The sequence below is a fragment of the Leclercia sp. LSNIH3 genome (genome assembly GCF_002935105.1).
Classification (GTDB): Bacteria; Pseudomonadota; Gammaproteobacteria; order Enterobacterales; family Enterobacteriaceae; genus Enterobacter; species Enterobacter adecarboxylatus.
Map to the genome: position 1 here is coordinate 4,155,330 of NZ_CP026387.1, position 18,150 is coordinate 4,173,479.

The following is an 18,150-nucleotide window of genomic DNA, read 5'->3' on the forward strand; positions in this document are numbered from 1 at the left end:
AACCGCTTTTCTCTGCATTACAGTGTATGTATATACAGTAACCAATCGGAGGCAGCATGGACTACAGCATCAAGCACCAGAATAAACGCAAAATCGCCGGTTTTCATATGGTTGGCCCCTGGGAGCAAACGGTAAAGCAGGGTTTTGAGCAACTGGTGATGTGGGTCGATGGCCGACAGATTCAGCCGCTGGAGTGGGTGGCGGTTTATTATGATAATCCTGATGAAGTGCCAGCCGAAAAGTTACGCTGCGGCACGGTTGTCACCGTGCCGGACGATTTCGTTATCCCCGCTAACAGCGAAGGGGTGATCCTTACCGAAGTGGCAGAAGGCGAGTACGCGGTTGCCAGCGCCCGCGTTGAGAACCATGACTTCGCCACCCCGTGGAACCTTCTTTTTGATAGCCTGCTTGAAGATGTCGATTACCAGATAGCGCCGAAACCCTGCTTTGAACGTTACCTGAATGACGGTAATGCCGATGGCTACTGGGATATCGAAATGTTTATTCCGGTACAACACCGGGTCGCATAACCCCGCACATATTCCCACTGTTTACAGGGTTTTTCTGCCGGGTTATCACCGCTCCGGCAGAAAACACAGTACAATCAGGATTTGCCGTAATGCTGGAGAGCGTGTGCGTCCCGACAAATCTCTAACGCCTTTTGAAATCAGACTGTATCGCCATTACCGCATCGTACACGGCTGCCGTATCGCGCTGGCGTTTATCCTCACCTTTTTACTGGTGCGTCTGCTGGACGTGCCGGAAGGGACCTGGCCGCTGATTACCCTGGTGGTAATCATGGGGCCCATCTCCTTCTGGGGTAACGTGGTGCCACGCGCGTTTGAGCGTATTGGCGGCACCATTCTTGGCTCGGCGCTGGGGCTGATTGCCCTGAAGCTGGAGCTTTTCTCCCTGCCGCTGATGCTACTGTGGTGCGCGGCAGCGATGTTCCTTTGCGGCTGGCTGGCGCTCGGCAAGCGGCCTTATCAGGCGCTGCTTATTGGTATCACCCTTGCGGTGGTGATCGGCGCGCCAACCGGGGATATGCATACCGCATTGTGGCGAAGCGGCGACGTGATCCTCGGCTCCCTGTTAGCGATGTTGTTTACCGGGATCTGGCCGCAGCGGGCGTTCCTGCACTGGCGTATCCAGATGGCGAACTACGTCACCGCTTTTAACCGGGTTTATCAGGCGGGCTTTTCTCCCAACCTGGTTGAACGCCCGCGTCTGGAAAAACATCTGCAAACCATCCTCAATGACGTGGTAAAAATGCGCGGCCTGATCACGCCAGCCAGCAAAGAGACCCATATCCAGAAATCTATCTTCGAAGCCATCCAGACCGTCAGCCGCAACCTGGTCTGTATGCTGGAGCTGCAAATCAACGCCCATTGGGCGTCACGTGCCAGTCATTTTGTGATGCTGAATGCCCGGACTTTAAAAGAGACGCAGCAGATGACGCAGCAGACGCTGCTCACCATCGCCCATGCGCTCTACGAAGGCAATCCGCAGCCCATTCTGGCCAATACCGAGCGGCTGAACGAAATTGCTGCCGAGCTGCGCCAGCTGATCAACGATCGGTCCAGTGAAAACGTGGCAGAAACGCCCATTCACGGCTATGTATGGTTGAGCATGGAACTTGCGCGCCAGCTCGAGCTGCTGTCGCATCTTATCTGTCGGGCATTGCGCAAATAAAAAGCGGCCATGCGCGGTTGTGATGCCTGCTGCTTCGATTCAGCAGAAATTGAGGTTATGATAGGGACAAAGGAAAAATTATTGTCATCAGCAATCGCTGTCAGTAATGTTAACGGCATCGCGGTTGTTTAAACGAATCCGAATCTCACATTATCAGGGGTGTAAAAATGGAAACTACCAAGCCTTCGTTCCAGGATGTTCTGGAATTCGTCCGCCTGTTCCGTCGCAAGAACAAACTGCAACGTGAAATCCAGGACGTTGAGAAAAAGATCCGTGACAACCAGAAGCGTGTCCTGCTGCTGGACAACCTGAGCGACTACATCAAGCCAGGCATGAGCGTTGAAGCCATCCAGGGCATCATCGCCAGCATGAAAAGCGATTACGAAGACCGCGTGGATGACTACATCATCAAGAATGCTGAAATCTCTAAAGAACGTCGTGAAATCTCGAAAAAGCTGAAAGTTATGGGCGAGATGAAACACGTTGAGACCAAAGGCGAATAAGCGCCGCTGAACAGGCTAAGCCCTCCGACTTGTCGGGGGGCTTTTTTTTGGCTCTGGTTTACCGAACCCGGAAAAGCAAAAAGCCTGCTCGAAAGCAGGCTTCTTAAATGTGGCTCCTCTGACTGGACTCGAACCAGTGACATACGGATTAACAGTCCGCCGTTCTACCGACTGAACTACAGAGGAATCGTTGTGGAGCGTTATCTTAACGGCGAAAAAACTTTTGTCAAACCTGATCTTACCTGATTTAGATCAACTGCTGATTCTGTCGTCAGTTTGACGTTATTACCAACAAATTTTTGTGGGAAATACTTTGCAGGATCTGCTTTTCTCCCTCATCATTTGAAATGGAGTTTCAACTTTTCTCGCTAAGGTCCATTTTGAACGTCACCTCCGCTTTACGCCAGGCCGTGATGCGCACGCCCTGGTATACCAAACGTAAGAGCTACAAGGTTCTCTTCTGGCGCGAAATCACCCCCCTTGCCGTGCCTATCTTTCTGGAAAACACCTGCGTCCTGCTGATGGGCGTGCTCAGCACCTTCCTGGTCAGCTGGCTCGGCAAAGAGGCGATGGCAGGCGTCGGGCTGGCCGACAGCTTTAATATGGTGATTATTTCGTTCTTTGCGGCGATCGATCTTGGTACCACGGTGGTGGTGGCCTTTAGTCTGGGGAAACGCGATCCCCGTCGTGCGCGGGCGGCCGCCAGGCAGTCGCTGGTGATCATGACGTTGTTTTCCATTGTGCTGGCGGCGGTGATCCACTATTTCGGTGAAGAGATTATTAATGTGGTGGCTGGCGAGGCGACCGGTGAGGTGAAAGCCCTGGCGCTGTCCTATCTCGAAATGACGGTGCTCAGCTATCCGGCCGCAGCGATTGCGCTGATTGGCAGCGGGGCGTTGCGCGGGGCAGGGAACACCAAAATTCCGCTGCTGATTAACGGCGGGATGAACATCCTGAATATTATGATCAGCAGCGTGCTGATTTACGGCCTCTTTTCCTGGGACGGGCTGGGCTTTATCGGAGCAGGGCTCGGGCTGACGATCTCGCGCTATATCGGCGCCGTTGCCATCATCGTGGTGCTGGCCGTCGGTTTTAACCCGTCCCTGCGTATCAGTATCAAGAGCTATTTCAAGCCGCTTAATTTCGCTATTATCTGGGAAGTGATGGGTATTGGCGTGCCTGCCAGCATTGAATCCGTGCTGTTCAACGGCGGTAAGCTGCTGACCCAGATGTTTGTTGCCGGGATGGGCACCGATGTCATTGCCGGTAACTTTATCGCCTTTTCCATTGCGGCACTGATCAACCTGCCGGGTAACGCCCTCGGTTCCGCGTCCACCATTATTACCGGCAAACGACTCGGTAAAGGGCAAATCGGCCAGGCGGAGCGTCAGCTGCGCCATGTCTTCTGGCTCTCGACGATCGGCCTGACCGCCATTGCCTGGGGAACCGCGCCGTTCGCAGGCCTGCTGGCGTCTTTCTATACCCGCGAGCAGGACGTTAAGGACGTGGTGGTGATCCTCATCTGGCTGAACGCCGCCTTTATGCCGATCTGGGCCGCTTCGTGGGTATTACCTGCCGGGCTGAAAGGGGCGCGCGATGCGCGCTTCGCGATGTGGGTGTCAATGCTCGGGATGTGGGGTTGTCGCGTTGTGGCAGGTTATACGTTGGGGATCATGCTGGGTATGGGCGTGGTCGGGGTCTGGCTGGGGATGTTCCTCGACTGGGCGGTACGCGGCGCGCTCTTCTACTGGCGAATGATCAGCGGTCGCTGGCTGTGGAAATACCCACGGCCACAGCGTGACAATGTGGCGCCCATTGCCTCAGAACGGGTGGCAAATGTGCAAAGTGGGGAATAAATCGGCAAACGATACAAAATATGCATTCTGCCTTTGACAACGCCAGGTGGCATCGCTAATATTCGCCCCGTTCACACGATTCCTCTGTAGTTCAGTCGGTAGAACGGCGGACTGTTAATCCGTATGTCACTGGTTCGAGTCCAGTCAGAGGAGCCAAATTTGAAAAGCCTGCTTAAGGAAACTTAAGCAGGCTTTTTGCTTTTCTGCCCAGGTCAACAAAGAAACGGCAACCCGAAGGTTACCGTTTTTAGTGTCTGTATCTATCTCTGCGGTGAGGGCATCAGGCCGCACGCTCTTTATGCTCGCGCACCGGCGCCGTCGCTGCCAGTAGCCACTGACGCGCGTCGCTATCAACGTGTGGCGAGAGCACCTCCCGTACCTGCTGGTGATACGCATCCAGCCACTGGATCTCTTTTTCACTCAGCAGATGCCACTCAACCTGGCTCAGGTCGATTGGTGCCAGCGTGAGCGACGCAAAGCGGCAGAAGCCCGGCAGACTTTCCACAACCTCCACCTGATTTTCAATCCGGATCCCATACTCATCGGCCAGATAATAGCCCGGCTCGATGGTGATAATATTGCCCGCGACCAGCGGCCAAGGGTTGACCTTCTTCGCGATACGCTGCGGATTCTCATGGATCAGCAGCTGGTGGCCCACACCGTGTCCGGTGCCGTGATCAAAATCCAGCCCCAGCTCCCACAGCCCACGCCGCGCAAAAGCATCAATCTGATGCCCGCAGGTACCGGAAGGGAATTGCAGGGTGATAAGCGATAAAAAGCCTTTCAGCACCGCGGTGTAGTGCAGACGACACTGGTCGCTCAGAGAGCCAAAGGCAAGCGTGCGCGTGGCATCGGTCGTGCCGTTATGGTACTGCCCGCCGGAATCGTTCAGATAAAAATGGTTGCGGGTAATGGCCGCATTGGTCTGCTCGCAGGCGTGGTAATGGCACATCGCCGCATTGCTGGCCGAGGCGGAAATAGTGGCAAAACTCTGCTCGATAAAGCCCGGTCTCTGCTGGCGGAACACCAGCTGCTGCGCCTGTGCTTCCAGCTCCGTAAGCGGATTGCCTGCGGCCTCGCGGCGGGGCACCTCGTGCGCCAGCCAGGCAAGGAAGTTGACCCACGCCACGCCATCCTGTTGGTGACTGTCGCGGTAGCCTGCCAGCTCGGTAGGATTTTTATGCGCTTTCATAGCCGTGATTGGGTCGGCGTGCCAGACGATCTCCCCCTGCGGCTCCACGGCAAAACGCAGGGCGACAGGTGCCGAATCGGCATCCACCATCACGCGTTTCCCGGCGCACAGCTGCTGGCTGCGCGGGAGAAAATCGGCTTCTGGTGCCAGCGTCAGACTTTCCAGCAGGGAGGCGGAAAGCCCGTGTGTTTTTCCGGGGACCACAAACCACGCCACCACGCCTTCGCGGCTCAGCAGAGCAAACGAGTTCGGCACCGGGCTCATGGGAATATCGCTTCCGCGCACGTTAAGCAGCCAGGCAATGTTATCCGGCTGGGTGATGGCGAGATAATCGGCATTGCGCTCAGCCAGAATAGCGGCGACGCGCTTGCGCTTATCGGCGCTGCTCTCGCCGCTGATGTTGACCGGCATCTCCCGGATCGCACCAACGGGCGGTGCCGGGCGATCATGCCACAGGCTATCGAACGGTGAATCGTTCAGAGCGACAAGCTCACAATGGCTGGCGTTCAGGGCCTCGTACTGGCCGTTGGTCATCAACAACGCTTCAAAGGCAATTTTCGAACCCGCTTCGACATGCTGATCCAGCCAGGCTGCCAGCGGATCGTTGTGCAGATGCAGGATCTCAATCTCAGCCAGATCAACCTGTTCACGGGCCTGCACCTGGTAGCGCCCGTCGACAAACAGCAGGGCGCGATCGCGCAGGATCAGGGCGTGCCCCGCCGAGCCGTCAAAGCCGGTCAGCCAGGCGAGAACATCGTCATGTGGGTGGCAATATTCGCTCTGAAAGGCATCGGTCCGCGGGACGATAATGCCATCCAGCGCCTGGGTTTCCAGCCACTGGCGCAGGGCAGAGAGCGGTGATGTGGTTTGCATAACTTTCCTTTTTTATGATTAGCGGAACGGCGGCTCGTTAAAGGTACGCAGTTTGCGCGAATGTAGCTTATCGCCCTCGGCACGCAGCAGGTCGATGGCGCGAATACCAATCTGCAGATGCTCAGAGATCGCTCCCTCGTAAAAACGGTTCGCCTGGCCGGGCAGTTTAATTTCGCCGTGCAGCGGCTTATCGGAGACGCACAGCAGGGTGCCGTAAGGTACACGGAAGCGATAACCCTGAGCGGCGATGGTGGCGCTCTCCATATCGATGGCGACCGCGCGGCTTAAGTTAAAGCGCAGCGCCGAGGCCGAGTAGCGCAGCTCCCAGTTACGATCGTCGGTGGTCACCACTGTCCCGGTACGTAGACGCTGCTTAACCTCTTCGCCCGGCATCCCGCTCACCTCTTTCGTAGCGTCGTACAGCGCCCGCTGCACTTCGGCAATGCTCGGGATCGGAATATCCGGTGGCAGCACCGCATCCAGAACGTGATCGTCGCGCAGGTAGGCGTGGGCCAGCACGTAATCGCCAATCAGCTGGCTTTCACGCAGTCCGCCGCAGTGGCCAATCATCAGCCAGACATCCGGGCGCAGCACCGCCAGGTGATCGCAGATGGTTTTGGCGTTTGACGGGCCAACGCCAATATTAATCAGGGTAATGCCCTGACCATCGGCAGTTACCAGGTGCCAGGCTGGCATCTGATGCTTTTTCCAGGCCAGATCGGAGATGGCCTGCTCGGGGGCTTCGGTTTCGGCGGTGATCCAGATCCCACCGGCGCAGGAGAGGGCGATGTACGGGCTGTCGGGATCGAGGATCTGACTGCAACCCCAGCGCACAAACTCATCCACATAGCGGGTGTAGTTGGTGAACAGCACAAACGGCTGGAAATGTTCGGCTGGCGTACCGGTGTAGTGACGCAGGCGTGCCAGCGAGAAATCAACGCGGCGGGCGTCAAAATGCGACAGCGGGGAAAACTCTGCCGGATGGTAGATCCCGTCGGCGGTTTCATCCCCAATCTGCGACAGCTCGGTGGTCGGGAAGTGGCGCGTCAGGCCAGCGCTCATGGAGCGGTCCAGCGTCAGTTCGGAACCATCAATCACATACGGATAGGGGATCTCATGGCGCGATGGCTCGACGGTGATGTGGGCACCGTAATCCTGATACAGCAGCGTTAGCTGTTCTTCCAGATACGGGCGAAACAGCGTCGGGCGGGTGATGGTGGTGGAGTAGCAGCCAGCGTGGGTAAAGCGTGCATAGGCGCGGGTCTTTGGCGTATTGGTGGCGCTACCATCCCAGGTCACTGAAAGTGAAGGATAAACAAAGAGGCCATTCATTCTGGCCTCTGTATCAGGGAGCGTTCCGTCTTTTATATAGTCGCTGATGGCGCTGCGCAGAGCGTTGACCGCCTGGTCGTACAGCGCATCCAGCGTTTCCAGTGCCTGAGCCGGGGTCAGGCTGGCGCCTTTATTATTCATCTCTGTCTCCTTGTTCCACAGGTGTACGGCGTTCACCGATAGTATGTCACCTGGATGTGAAACAAAAGTGAGATCAGGACGCGGTCGGTTTCATCAGCAGAGCCGTGGCGGCAGAGAGCAAACAACCAGCCAGCAGGTAGATCGCCACGCTATGCCAGTCGCCGTCGGAGAAGGTCACCAGCGCGGCGGCGATAAAGGGCGTAAACCCGCCGCCGACCACGCTCGCCACCTGATAGCCAACGCCCGCGCCGCTGTAGCGGTAGCTCGCGCCAAACATACTGGTGAACATCGGCTGCTGCACGCACACCACCATGTCATGGGCGATATTTGCCAGCAAAATAGCGAATACCACAATCCAGAATACCGACTGGGCCTCAAGCGCCATAAAGAACGGGAAGGTGCTTATGGCCCCCGTTAACGCCCCGGTGATATAGACCCGGCGGCGGCCAAAGCGATCTGCCAGCCAGGCAAAGCAGGGGATGGTCAGGCAGCTGATACCGCCCACCAGCAGGCCAATATTGAGAAACAGCTCGCGGGGCAGGCCGAGATTCTGGGTGGAATAGCTAAGGGCAAAAGCCGTGACGATATACATCGTCAGCAGCTCGCACAGGCGCAGGCCGATGATTTTCAAAAAAGCGCCCGGGTGGCGGATCAACGCCTCCATGACCGGCAGGCGACGCTTCTCTGCGGGTTGCTGACGCTGTTGCTCGAATTCGGCAGACTCGTCCATCCCTTTACGTACCCACAGGGCCGCCAGCACCAACACGATGCTGAACAGGAACGGGATCCGCCAGCCCCAGCTCAGGAACTGCTCGTCAGTCGTGAGCGAGCTGATGAGCGAGACCAGCCCGGTGGAGAGCAGCAGGCCCACGCCATACCCCACCTGTACGCCGCTGCTGTAAAAAGCCTTTTTTCGCGCCGGGGCGCTTTCCACCGACAGTAGCGCCGCGCCGCCCCATTCGCCGCCAACGGCAAAGCCCTGAACGGCACGCAGGGTAACCAGCAGAACCGGCGCCCACCAGCCTATCGCGGCAAACGAGGGCAGGATACCAATCAGCGCGGTGGCGATGCCCATCATCCACACTGTCAGCATTAACATCCGCTTGCGGCCCAGCTTGTCACCAAAGTGGCCGAAGATCACCCCGCCGAGCGGACGGAACAGAAAGCCGACGCCAAAGGTGGCAAAGGCGGCGAGCGTGCCCATCGCCGGGCTAATCTGCGGAAAAAATTCGCGGTTAAAGACCAGCGCGGCGGTAATGCCGTACAGCAAAAAATCGTACCAGTCGACTACCGCGCCGGCAAAACTGCCGAGGGCCGCGCGGCGCGCGCGATTGAGCGATGGTGTTGTTGCCCCATCGGGGGACGGGGATGCGAGGGTGGTATCCATAGTGGTCCTGTCTGACGTTATTTTCTTATAGGTATAGGGAGAAGATCACTCACATTGCGGTCGCATAAAAACAGCGACGGGTATGAGACTACCCCGACAGCGAACAGCTGAAAACGTTTTTATCCCGGCGTGAGCTAAACGGGTGATATTTATCGACATCATGGTCTGATATCTGGCGATAAACGCAGCAACAAGACTATGCTTGTCTGATACGTGGAGCGACAGAGGAAGGGAATGATGCGTCGTAGTACTTTTTTGGGCTGTTTTGCCGCATTACTGGTCAGTCAGAGTGCGCTGGCGGTGAGCTATCCGTTGCCGCCTGAAGGGAGTCGTCTGGTAGGAAGCCCACGGATGATCACCGTTCCGGCTGACAACCGTTTACCGCTCGAGGCCTTTGCGGCGCAGTATGGGCAGGGATTGAGCAATATGCTGGAGGCCAACCCGGGAGCCGATCCGTTTTTACCGAAATCCGGCTCGCAGCTGGTGGTACCCCAGCAAATCATCTTACCGCCAACGGTGCGGGAGGGGATTGTGGTCAATGTGGCGGAAATGCGCCTGTACTACTATCCCAAAGACGGAAATACCGTTGAGATCTTCCCTATCGGCATTGGTGAAGCCGGGCGGGAAACACCGCGTAACTGGGTAACGGCCGTTGAGCGCAAGAAGGATGGGCCAACCTGGTCGCCAACCCCCAACACCCGTCGCGCCTATGCCAAAGAGGGCAAAACCTTGCCCGCCTTTGTTCCTGCCGGCCCGGATAACCCGATGGGGTTGTATGCGCTGTATATCGGCAGGCTATACGCCATTCATGGCACCAATGCGAATTTTGGCATCGGGCTGCGCGTGAGCCAGGGCTGTATTCGTCTGCGTAACGATGACATTAAGTATCTGTTCGATAATGTCCCGGTCGGGACGCGCGTGCAGCTGATCGATCAGCCGGTGAAAGTCACCACCGAGCCGGACGGCAGCCGCTGGGTAGAGGTCCACGAACCGCTGTCTCGTAATCGCGCGGAGTTTGAATCCACAAACAGAGTGCCGCTGCCGATAACGCCAGGTTTACGCGCCCAGCTCAACGGTGGGGATGTGGATGCTGTACGGGTGAGCGGGGCGCTGGAGCAGCGGTCAGGAATGCCGGTGAACGTCAGCTTCGGAGGACAGAATACGCCGCTGGTAATGACCTCCAGCCCGTAAGCTGAACCCGGAAAGCAAAAAGCCCGCTTAAGTTTCCTTAAGCGGGCTTTTCAAATTTGGCTCCTCTGACTGGACTCGAACCAGTGACATACGGATTAACAGTCCGCCGTTCTACCGACTGAACTACAGAGGAATCGTGTGAACGGGGCGAATATTAGCGGCGTCGCCTGTACTTGTCAAAGGGTGATCCCGCCTGTTGAGATCGTTTGCTGACAAAATCAGCAAAGTGATGTTTTCCCCAGCGGATTGCACGTTTTTGGTGCGCACATACCCCGAATGGGGCAGATCATAAACCGCTGTTTCAGGTTTAAAAGTGCAGGCAGCGATTAGATTTCCTTATTTTCCGCCGCTTAGCGGACATATCCGACCTCTTCACAAAATTGGCAAGCATCTTGCAAAACCCTCATTACATTCGCGCCGGAACCGGCAACGCATTTCGTACAGGGGGCAAAATGAACTTAAGACGACTGAAATACTTCGTAAAAATCGTCGATATCGGTAGCCTGACCCAGGCCGCTGAGGTGCTGCACATCGCACAGCCGGCACTGAGCCAGCAGGTGGCCACTCTGGAAGGTGAGCTGGATCAGCAGCTGCTGATCCGCACGAAACGCGGCGTCACCCCTACCGAAGCAGGCAAGATCCTCTATACCCACGCACGTACCATTCTGCGCCAGTGCGAGCAGGCACAGCTGGCGGTGGGTAATGTCGGGCAGACGTTGAGCGGGCAGGTGTCGATCGGGCTGGCACCGGGCACGGCGGCTTCGTCAGTCACCATGCCGCTGCTGCAGGCGGTACGCGCAGAGCTGCCGGAGGTGCTGGTCTATCTTCACGAGAACAGCGGTTCAGCGCTGAACGATAAATTACTCGGCGGGCAACTGGATATGGCGGTGCTCTACGATCGCTCCCCCGTGGCGGGGATCACCAGCCAGCCGCTGCTGAAAGAAGATCTCTTCCTGGTTGGAACGCGGGACTGCCCGGGGCAGAGCGTAGATCTAACCGCGGTGGCCGAGATGAATCTCTTCTTGCCCCGGGATTACAGCGCCGTGCGTTTGCGCGTTGATGAAGCCTTCTCTCTGCGCCGCCTGACGGCCAAAATCATTGGCGAGATCGACTCCATCTCTACCCTGACCGCCGCTATTGCCAGTGGTATGGGTGTGACCGTCTTGCCGGAATCGGCAGCCCGTTCGCTCTCCAGTGCAGCCAACGGCTGGATGGCGCGGATTGCCTCGCCATCGATGAGCCTGCCGCTGTCGCTCAACGTCTCGGCGCGTGGCTCGCTGACGCCGCAGGCGCAGGCAGTGAAAGAGATCCTGATGTCGCTGGTAAGCCGTCCGTCACTGGAGAACCGCGAGTTGCAGTTGGTCAGCTGATATTCCATTAAGGTATAAGTTGCGGGTTTTTATTATTTGTTCTCACGGCGAGCACGCTTTAACAATAGCGATATGTCAGATGCGCCGGAGTGAACCGTGAATTTCCAGCAACTTAAAATTATCCGTGAGGCGGCCCGTCGGGATTACAACCTGACCGAGGTCGCCAACATGCTCTATACCTCCCAGTCGGGAGTCAGCCGTCATATCCGCGAGCTGGAGGAGGAGCTGGGCATTGAAATTTTCATCCGTCGCGGCAAACGCTTGCTGGGAATGACCGAGCCTGGCAAGGCCCTGTTGACCATCGCTGAACGTATTCTTAATGAAGCCAGTAACGTGCGTCGGCTGGCCGATCTTTTTACCAACGATGCCTCCGGCGTATTGACCATCGCCACCACGCACACTCAGGCTCGCTACAGCCTGCCGCCGGTGATTAAGGCGTTCCGTGAGTTGTTCCCCGACGTGCGTCTGGAGCTGATCCAGGGCACGCCACAGGAGATAGACGTTTTGCTGCAAAACGGCGGGGCGGATATCGGCATCGCCAGCGAACGTCTAAGCAATGACCCGCTGCTGGCCGCCTTTCCGTGGTTTCGCTGGCATCACAGTCTGCTGCTGCCGGTCGACCATCCGCTGACACAAGTTTCGCCGCTCACCCTGGAGGCTATCGCTAAATGGCCGTTAATTACCTATCGGCAGGGCATTACCGGGCGTTCACGTATCGATGAAGCCTTCAACCGCAAAGGCCTGACGCCGGATGTGGTGCTCAGCGCCCAGGATTCCGACGTGATCCGCACCTACGTCGAACTGGGGCTGGGCATTGGTCTGGTGGCCGAACAGTCCGGCGAAGAGCGTGAGCAGGGCAGTCTGGTGCGTCTCGATACCCGCCACCTGTTTGATGCCAACACCGTCTGGCTCGGGCTTAAGCGCGGCCAGCTGCAGCGCAACTATGTCTGGCGCTTTATCGAACTCTGCAACGCCGGACTCTCGGTGGATGAGATCAAACGCCAGGTCATGGAGCCGGAAGAGGCGGCGATCGACTATCAGATATAATCCACCGATCCCGCAAAACGGCGACCCATTGTGGTTTCGGTCACTACCGGCACGTTCGCCTGCACCGCTGGTTTTACCGTGTTCCCGTCTGAAGCGGGATCAAAAACCGCGAGCCTGATTCGCAGCGCTCGGCCCCGGACGATAGATGTGTCCGCGCGCCATGGCATAAAGCGGGGGCGAATATCGGATTGCATTATCAATGAGGGGCTGGCGAGACGTTGAACTCTGCTGCCATAAGGTGGTGAGGAACTAAAGTGAGAAATGTGGAAAAGCAAAAAGCCCGCTTAAGTTTCCTTAAGCGGGCTTCTTAAATATGGCTCCTCTGACTGGACTCGAACCAGTGACATACGGATTAACAGTCCGCCGTTCTACCGACTGAACTACAGAGGAATCGTTTGAACGAGGCGCATGTTAATGGCCTCGCCATTTTGTGTCAACACTAAATTCAACGCGCTGATTCAATTGATTAATTAAGCTTCAGAGTGCTGGTTTAGTGTACTTTCGCGGAGGGATCCCCGGTCTGGCCGTCATTTTCACGTAACCGTTGTAAAGGGTCCTGCTGGTAAAACTGGCAGAAACGCTGCCACAGCGCCGGGAAGCGAGGGGCGAAAAGCTCGGGCGCGCTGAAGAAATATTCCGATAACACGGCGAAGCATTCAGCAGGGTCGGTGGCAGCATAGGCATCAATGCTGGCTGCGCTTTCGCCCACCAGATCGATTTCATCCTGAATATTGTTCATCGCGGCGTGCAGATCGTGTTCCCAGCCTGCCACCTCACGCAGCGGGATAAAGGGAACGCCGCTGGCGCGATCGCCATTACGGGTGTCCAGCTTATGCGCCACTTCATGAATGATGAGATTGAAACCGGATGCGTCGAACGAGTCCTGAATGTCCAGCCAGTTGAGGATAATCGGCCCTTGCTGCCAGCTTTGGCCGGATTGCACCATTCGCTGAGTGTGCACCAGCCCGATATCGTCCTCCCATTCATCGTCTACAACAAACGGCGCCGGGTAGATCAGCACTTCATGGAAGCCGTCCAGCCACTCAATACCCAGTTCCAGCACCGGCAGGCAAAAGAGCAGGGCGATGCGGGTGCTCTTGCGATCGTCGAGTTCAAATCCCTGTAGCGGGACCAGCCGTTTTTGCTGTAAGAATCGTATCGCAAGCTGTACCAGACGTGATTTATCCTCATCCGATAAAGTGGACAGGACAGGGATCGCCAGCGCCTCTTCCCACGGCAGCGCCGCGCTTCGGGCAGATTCATTCGACTTCCAGGGCCACTTAATCATCGCTTTGCTCGCAAACTCGTCACTTGAACAAAATTGAACGGTTATGGTCTGTTAAAATGCCAAATTCCCCGGCATGATGGCAACCATCAAAACGGAGAGATGCCGGAGCGGCTGAACGGACCGGTCTCGAAAACCGGAGTAGGGGCAACTCTACCGGGGGTTCAAATCCCCCTCTCTCCGCCACTTTATCTCTTCAGTCACGCTTTCCGCTAGCTTTCTCGTCAGACATCCTGTGCGCCGGGTACATTATCATCCCATTTACGGGAAGTAACAGACCTTTACCGCTGCAAAACAATATATGTGAGCTAAATCAGGATGTTTACCCGAATCGGTTGTATTACGGGCGTTACTCCTGATGGCAATATTGCCTGAGCAGGGCAACCTGCTCGGCACGCAGACGATAGCGATACACGGGTCGTCCGGTTGCACCATAGTGAATACTGGTGTGCAAAATGTTGACCTGGGCCAGCCAAATCAGATATTTGCGACAAGAGACGCGCGAGATATTGACCGCATGTGCCAGATCATCGGTGGAAAACTCGATACCCGGATGGGCATCAATCCACAGGCACAGCGTGCGCAGCGTCTGTGGAGTGAGTCCTTTCGGCAGGCGCCGACTGTCTGCCAGTCCTGGCGCACCGCCGCGCATCAGCCGATCGACATCCGCCTGGTCATGATACTGATGCGACGCCATCAGGGCTTTTTTCTCGCGCCAGCCGTTCAGGGCCTCTTCGAAGCGCGGGAACTGGAACGGTTTGATCAGGTAGTCCACCACCCCGTAGTGCATGGCAGTCTGAATGGTTGCGGCATCGGACGCCGAGGTGATCATGATGACATCGGTGTTACGCCCGGATGCGCGGATAACCGGCAGCAGGCTCAGGCCGTTTTCACGCTGCATATAGACATCCAGCAGAATCAGGTCCACCTGCCTGGCGGGCGCGTTCAGCACCGCCCCGGCCTCAGCCAGGGTGGTGGCCAAGCCGCAGCAGCAAAAACCGTTCACCCGGTTAACGTACTGACAATTAAGATCGGCCACCATGGCATCATCATCGACAATCAAAACATGTATCACGCGCTTTTCCTTTCACTGTCCCAGGGGAGCTGAACAAAAAACTGGGTAAACACGCCCGGCTCAGATTCAACGGCGATCTCCCCGCCCAGGTTTTCAATCTGTTGACGGGCGAGATAAAGCCCCACGCCCCGGTTTTCCCCTTTGGTGGAAAACCCTTTGCTAAAAATGTCCTGCAGATGCTCGGGGGCAATGCCCGGACCATCGTCACTGACTTCCGCGCTGAGCCAGCCCCGCTGATAGTGGAGTAGCAGGCCGATCTCCCCTTCAGGCTGTGCATCCAGCGCATTCTCGATCAAGTTGCCAAGCACGGTGATAAGCCCCGCGACCTGTTGTTCATTCGGGTTGTCCGGCACCTGACTGGCGTCGGAAAGCGTCAGGCTGAATCCCCGCTCTCTGGCGCGGTTGATCTTGCCCAGCAGAAAGCCCGCCACCACTGGGGATTTCACGTTGCGCTGCAGTGTGCCGACATCGTTCTGCCAGGCATTGGCCGTCAGCAGGACATACTCTTCCAGTTTGGCATAGTGCTTCATATGCAGCAGGCCAAGGATCACATGCAGCTTGTTCATAAACTCGTGGGAGTGGCTGCGCAGTACATCCAGATAGCTCACCATTCCGTCCAGCCGCTGTAGCAGCTGGCTGATCTCGGTCTTATCGCGAAAGGTAGTAATAGCGCCCATCAGCTGAGTATTACTTTTGACGGGCAGGGTGTTGCAGAGCAATAGCCGACCGTGGCAGTTGATCTCCTGATCCTGACGCGGCAGCCCGGTTTGCAATACCTCACGCAGGTTCGCCAGCAGTGGTGTCTCGTGCAGGGCATGGCCGCTGGTACTGGTATTCAAAATCTGCCGGGCGGCATGGTTTATTATCGTCACATGCCCCTGCTGATCCACTGCGATTACCCCTTCGCGCAGGGATTGCAGCATGGCCTGGCGCTGCTCCAGCAGAGCTGATATCTGATACGGCTCCAGGCCAAACAGCACCCGTTTGAGCATCCGCACCAGCCCCCAGGCACCAAGCGCACCGAGCAGGGCACTGAACAGAACCAGCCAGATGGCGTCCCAGCGGTTGCGGGCGATCTGCTGCTCCACTTTATCCAGGGAGATCCCTACCGCTACCACCCCAATCTGCTGACGCTGAGCGTTATAGACCGGCGTAAACACGCGCAGTGCCTCGCCCAGCACACCGTGGTTGATGGCGACATTCTCTTTATCCTCCAGCGCAGGCCGGAGATCGTCGCCAATAAAGGCTTTGCCGAGCAGGGCGCCGTTGGGATGTGAATAACGGCGCCCGTGCATGTCGGTGACGACGGCGAACAGCAGGTTATTGCGCTGCATGACCGTCCGGGCGACAGGCTGAATGATGTTGCTGTCCGGTGGCAAGGCTAAGCCCTGGATCACCGCCGGGCTATCGGCCAGGGTTCTGGCCACCGCGAGGGCAGTATCCCGCACACCATCCCGCGTGGCCCGGGTAATTTGCGCAAAATAGAGGACAAAAATCACCAGCAAGATCGCGCCCGTCACGCTGTAGACCATCAGCGTGACCAGGGTATTCAGTTTCATTGGGCGCGTGTGCGTGGGGGGAAGGGGCGGCAAATCGCGCATTGAAACTCCAGGACATGCGGAAAAGCAGGCATTATCGCTGATGGCGTTAATTTGTTAAAGCTATGTAAAGCTGGTGGCGGCAGAAAGCAAAAAGCCCGCTTCGCAGCGGGCTTGAAAGAGGTGTAACAGGCAATCAGAACTGGTAAACGATACCCATTGCAAACTGGTCGTCAGCAGGCATGCCAGTAATAGCCGCGTCGTCTTCATCCAGCAGGTTGAACTTGTACGCGGTATAAACGTTCATGTTCTTGTTAAAGTAGTACCAGGTACCCAGTTCAACATAGTTGACCAGATCGGCATCTACGCCGCGTTGGCCGTTACGCGCACCCAGGTCCTTGCCTTTGGAGTAAACATAACCCAGAGAAGGACGCAGGCCGAAATCAAACTGATACTGCACCACGGCTTCAACGTTCTGCGTTTTGTTGGCAAAACCGTTATCATTAACCCAGGTCATGTTACGGGTTTCACCGTACATGACGGCAGCGTAAAGGTTGTTGGCGTCATATTTTGCCGCCAGAGACCAGACTTCAGCGGTATCGCCATAGCCGTCAACAGACTGGTTGTCAGTACGATCGGACTTGCCGTACACACCAACGAAGCCGAAGCCATCGACGTTATAGGCGAGGGAGGTGCTGTAACCATCACCGTTGCCTTTTTTAGCCTGGCTGTCGTGGTTTTTGCCCTGGTACTGCAACGCAAAATCCAGCCCGTCAACCATGCCAAAGAAGTCGGCGTTGCGATAAGTCGCCACACCGGTGGTACGGCCGGTCATAAAGTTATCGGTATGAACCCAGGAATCGCCACCCCATTCCACCAGCATATCGGTGTACGCGCCCGCGTCATACGCCACGCCGTAGTTACGGCCATAGTCAAATGAACCGTAGTTACCGAACTTCAGGCCCGCGAACGCCAGACGGGTGTCTTCATTCTGTTGGCCTTCCGGCGCGCTGGCGCCCAGGTTGAACTCAAGCTGGCCGTAACCGGTCAGTTCGTTGTTGATTTGTGTTTCGCCTTTAAAGCCGAAACGGGCGTAGGAGTCATCAAAGTTTTCGCTATTGCTATCATCAGTGTTGTTCCAGACGCGCTTTCCGACCATCTTTCCGTACAGGTCGAGTTTATTGCTGTCCTTGTTATAGATTTCCGCGGCATTGACTGTGCCAGCGCTTAATAAAACAGGAACGAGGACTGCCAGAACTTTTCTTTTCATTATATATTCCCTTTAATGTATTTTCTTAATGAATATACGTAACCCTTTCCAGGGCACGGGGTAATACTATTTCAGGGTGGGATTTTACTCTTTAAAAATAAATGTAACTAAATCCTTTAGATTATTTCAAAATATTAATATAGATTTCATTATATTTTATTTCTATGGGTTTTTTGATGGTATATTTCTGGTGTATTGATTTTCATATCAGTTGGTTATGGCTTGAATTGGTTTGATTTATTGCGTGTATGCTTTGGGCGGGGAAGACAGGTAATAAAAAAGCCCGATAATAATATCGGGCGAAAAATGAAGGCGATAATGAAGATTTTCTGAGGATGTAACGCTAAAAATGCTTTAACGCTCTCATCATTGCACAGTTGCGCGTTTAAACAAATATC

At 56.1% G+C, this 18,150-nt stretch carries 14 protein-coding genes and 5 tRNA genes; 9 read left to right on the plus strand and 10 right to left on the minus strand.

Annotation, left to right across the window (positions count from 1 at the left end; translation table 11 throughout):
* Positions 1-56 precede the first annotated feature (56 nt).
* The 3 genes from sbmC (at position 57) to C3F35_RS20060 (ending at position 2,195) form a co-directional block, all read left to right on the plus strand.
* Positions 57-530, plus strand: coding sequence for a DNA gyrase inhibitor SbmC (gene sbmC, locus C3F35_RS20050; RefSeq protein ID WP_103792122.1), 474 nt, complete (start codon positions 57-59; stop codon positions 528-530).
* A gap of 103 nt (positions 531-633) precedes the next feature.
* A complete protein-coding gene (locus C3F35_RS20055; RefSeq protein WP_059307581.1) occupies positions 634-1,692 on the plus strand; it encodes an FUSC family protein in 1,059 nt (352 codons plus the stop codon).
* Between the two features lie 167 nt (positions 1,693-1,859).
* Complete coding sequence (locus C3F35_RS20060) at positions 1,860-2,195, plus strand: DUF496 family protein (RefSeq protein WP_032612319.1); 336 nt, start codon at positions 1,860-1,862, stop codon at positions 2,193-2,195.
* Positions 2,196-2,305: 110 nt separating this feature from the next.
* Here the strand turns inward: C3F35_RS20060 and C3F35_RS20065 are convergent.
* A tRNA-Asn gene (locus tag C3F35_RS20065) sits at positions 2,306-2,381 on the minus strand.
* Positions 2,382-2,542: 161 nt separating this feature from the next.
* On the opposite strand from C3F35_RS20065, the gene C3F35_RS20070 reads away from it, so the two are divergent.
* The gene (locus tag C3F35_RS20070) at positions 2,543-4,051 is read left to right on the plus strand and encodes an EmmdR/YeeO family multidrug/toxin efflux MATE transporter (RefSeq protein WP_077227742.1); all 1,509 of its coding nucleotides are present in this window, start codon (positions 2,543-2,545) and stop codon (positions 4,049-4,051) included.
* Between the two features lie 80 nt (positions 4,052-4,131).
* A tRNA-Asn gene (locus tag C3F35_RS20075) sits at positions 4,132-4,207 on the plus strand.
* Between the two features lie 124 nt (positions 4,208-4,331).
* Here C3F35_RS20075 and C3F35_RS20080 read toward each other — a convergent pair.
* From C3F35_RS20080 to shiA, 3 genes are all read right to left on the minus strand, one after another.
* Positions 4,332-6,116, minus strand: coding sequence for an aminopeptidase P family protein (locus C3F35_RS20080; protein WP_103792121.1), 1,785 nt, complete (start codon positions 6,114-6,116; stop codon positions 4,332-4,334).
* 18 nt (positions 6,117-6,134) lie between these two features.
* Complete coding sequence (locus C3F35_RS20085) at positions 6,135-7,589, minus strand: AMP nucleosidase (RefSeq protein ID WP_032612315.1); 1,455 nt, start codon at positions 7,587-7,589, stop codon at positions 6,135-6,137.
* Between the two features lie 73 nt (positions 7,590-7,662).
* Complete coding sequence (gene shiA, locus C3F35_RS20090) at positions 7,663-8,976, minus strand: shikimate transporter (protein ID WP_103792120.1); 1,314 nt, start codon at positions 8,974-8,976, stop codon at positions 7,663-7,665.
* A gap of 234 nt (positions 8,977-9,210) precedes the next feature.
* Between shiA and ldtA the strand changes: the two genes are divergently transcribed.
* Positions 9,211-10,167 (plus strand): L,D-transpeptidase, encoded by a 957-nt coding sequence (ldtA, locus tag C3F35_RS20095; RefSeq protein ID WP_127472178.1) that lies wholly within the window; start codon positions 9,211-9,213, stop codon positions 10,165-10,167.
* A 57-nt stretch (positions 10,168-10,224) separates the two neighbouring features.
* Here the strand turns inward: ldtA and C3F35_RS20100 are convergent.
* A tRNA-Asn gene (locus tag C3F35_RS20100) sits at positions 10,225-10,300 on the minus strand.
* A gap of 319 nt (positions 10,301-10,619) precedes the next feature.
* On the opposite strand from C3F35_RS20100, the gene nac reads away from it, so the two are divergent.
* The gene (nac, locus tag C3F35_RS20105; protein WP_032612309.1) at positions 10,620-11,537 is read left to right on the plus strand and encodes a nitrogen assimilation transcriptional regulator NAC; all 918 of its coding nucleotides are present in this window, start codon (positions 10,620-10,622) and stop codon (positions 11,535-11,537) included.
* Between the two features lie 96 nt (positions 11,538-11,633).
* Positions 11,634-12,584 (plus strand): HTH-type transcriptional regulator Cbl, encoded by a 951-nt coding sequence (cbl, locus tag C3F35_RS20110; protein ID WP_032612307.1) that lies wholly within the window; start codon positions 11,634-11,636, stop codon positions 12,582-12,584.
* Positions 12,585-12,898: 314 nt separating this feature from the next.
* Here cbl and C3F35_RS20120 read toward each other — a convergent pair.
* Positions 12,899-12,974 (minus strand) — tRNA-Asn (locus tag C3F35_RS20120).
* Positions 12,975-13,074: 100 nt separating this feature from the next.
* Positions 13,075-13,872: a DgsA anti-repressor MtfA gene (mtfA, locus tag C3F35_RS20125; protein ID WP_103792119.1), complete on the minus strand. Its 798-nt coding sequence runs from the start codon at positions 13,870-13,872 to the stop codon at positions 13,075-13,077.
* Positions 13,873-13,965: 93 nt separating this feature from the next.
* Here mtfA and C3F35_RS20130 point away from each other — a divergent pair.
* Positions 13,966-14,055 (plus strand) — tRNA-Ser (locus tag C3F35_RS20130).
* Between the two features lie 163 nt (positions 14,056-14,218).
* On the opposite strand, the gene dcuR is transcribed toward C3F35_RS20130, so the two are convergent.
* The 3 genes from dcuR to C3F35_RS20145 all read right to left on the minus strand — a co-directional run bounded on the left by dcuR (position 14,219) and on the right by C3F35_RS20145 (position 17,752).
* Positions 14,219-14,944 carry a two-component system response regulator DcuR gene (gene dcuR / locus C3F35_RS20135; protein WP_103792118.1) on the minus strand — a complete coding sequence of 242 codons (726 nt, stop codon included), beginning with the start codon at positions 14,942-14,944 and terminating at the stop codon, positions 14,219-14,221.
* The gene (locus C3F35_RS20140; protein WP_103792117.1) at positions 14,941-16,545 is read right to left on the minus strand and encodes a sensor histidine kinase; all 1,605 of its coding nucleotides are present in this window, start codon (positions 16,543-16,545) and stop codon (positions 14,941-14,943) included. The genes dcuR and C3F35_RS20140 overlap by 4 nt, the downstream gene beginning before the upstream one ends.
* Before the next feature lie 133 nt (positions 16,546-16,678).
* Positions 16,679-17,752: a porin gene (locus C3F35_RS20145; RefSeq protein WP_059307588.1), complete on the minus strand. Its 1,074-nt coding sequence runs from the start codon at positions 17,750-17,752 to the stop codon at positions 16,679-16,681.
* Positions 17,753-18,150 lie beyond the last annotated feature (398 nt).

Excerpts from the sequence above, each read along its gene's own strand:
- sbmC (WP_103792122.1), top strand. The coding sequence starts at position 57 with ATGGACTACAGCATCAAGCACCAGAATAAACGCAAAATCGCCGGTTTT.
- C3F35_RS20060 (WP_032612319.1), top strand. The coding sequence starts at position 1,860 with ATGGAAACTACCAAGCCTTCGTTCCAGGATGTTCTGGAATTCGTCCGC.
- C3F35_RS20070 (WP_077227742.1), top strand. The coding sequence starts at position 2,543 with ATGGAGTTTCAACTTTTCTCGCTAAGGTCCATTTTGAACGTCACCTCC.
- C3F35_RS20080 (WP_103792121.1), bottom strand. The coding sequence starts at position 6,116 with ATGCAAACCACATCACCGCTCTCTGCCCTGCGCCAGTGGCTGGAAACC.
- C3F35_RS20085 (WP_032612315.1), bottom strand. The coding sequence starts at position 7,589 with ATGAATAATAAAGGCGCCAGCCTGACCCCGGCTCAGGCACTGGAAACG.
- shiA (WP_103792120.1), bottom strand. The coding sequence starts at position 8,976 with ATGGATACCACCCTCGCATCCCCGTCCCCCGATGGGGCAACAACACCA.
- ldtA (WP_127472178.1), top strand. The coding sequence starts at position 9,211 with ATGATGCGTCGTAGTACTTTTTTGGGCTGTTTTGCCGCATTACTGGTC.
- nac (WP_032612309.1), top strand. The coding sequence starts at position 10,620 with ATGAACTTAAGACGACTGAAATACTTCGTAAAAATCGTCGATATCGGT.
- mtfA (WP_103792119.1), bottom strand. The coding sequence starts at position 13,872 with ATGATTAAGTGGCCCTGGAAGTCGAATGAATCTGCCCGAAGCGCGGCG.
- C3F35_RS20140 (WP_103792117.1), bottom strand. The coding sequence starts at position 16,545 with ATGCGCGATTTGCCGCCCCTTCCCCCCACGCACACGCGCCCAATGAAA.
- C3F35_RS20145 (WP_059307588.1), bottom strand. The coding sequence starts at position 17,752 with ATGAAAAGAAAAGTTCTGGCAGTCCTCGTTCCTGTTTTATTAAGCGCT.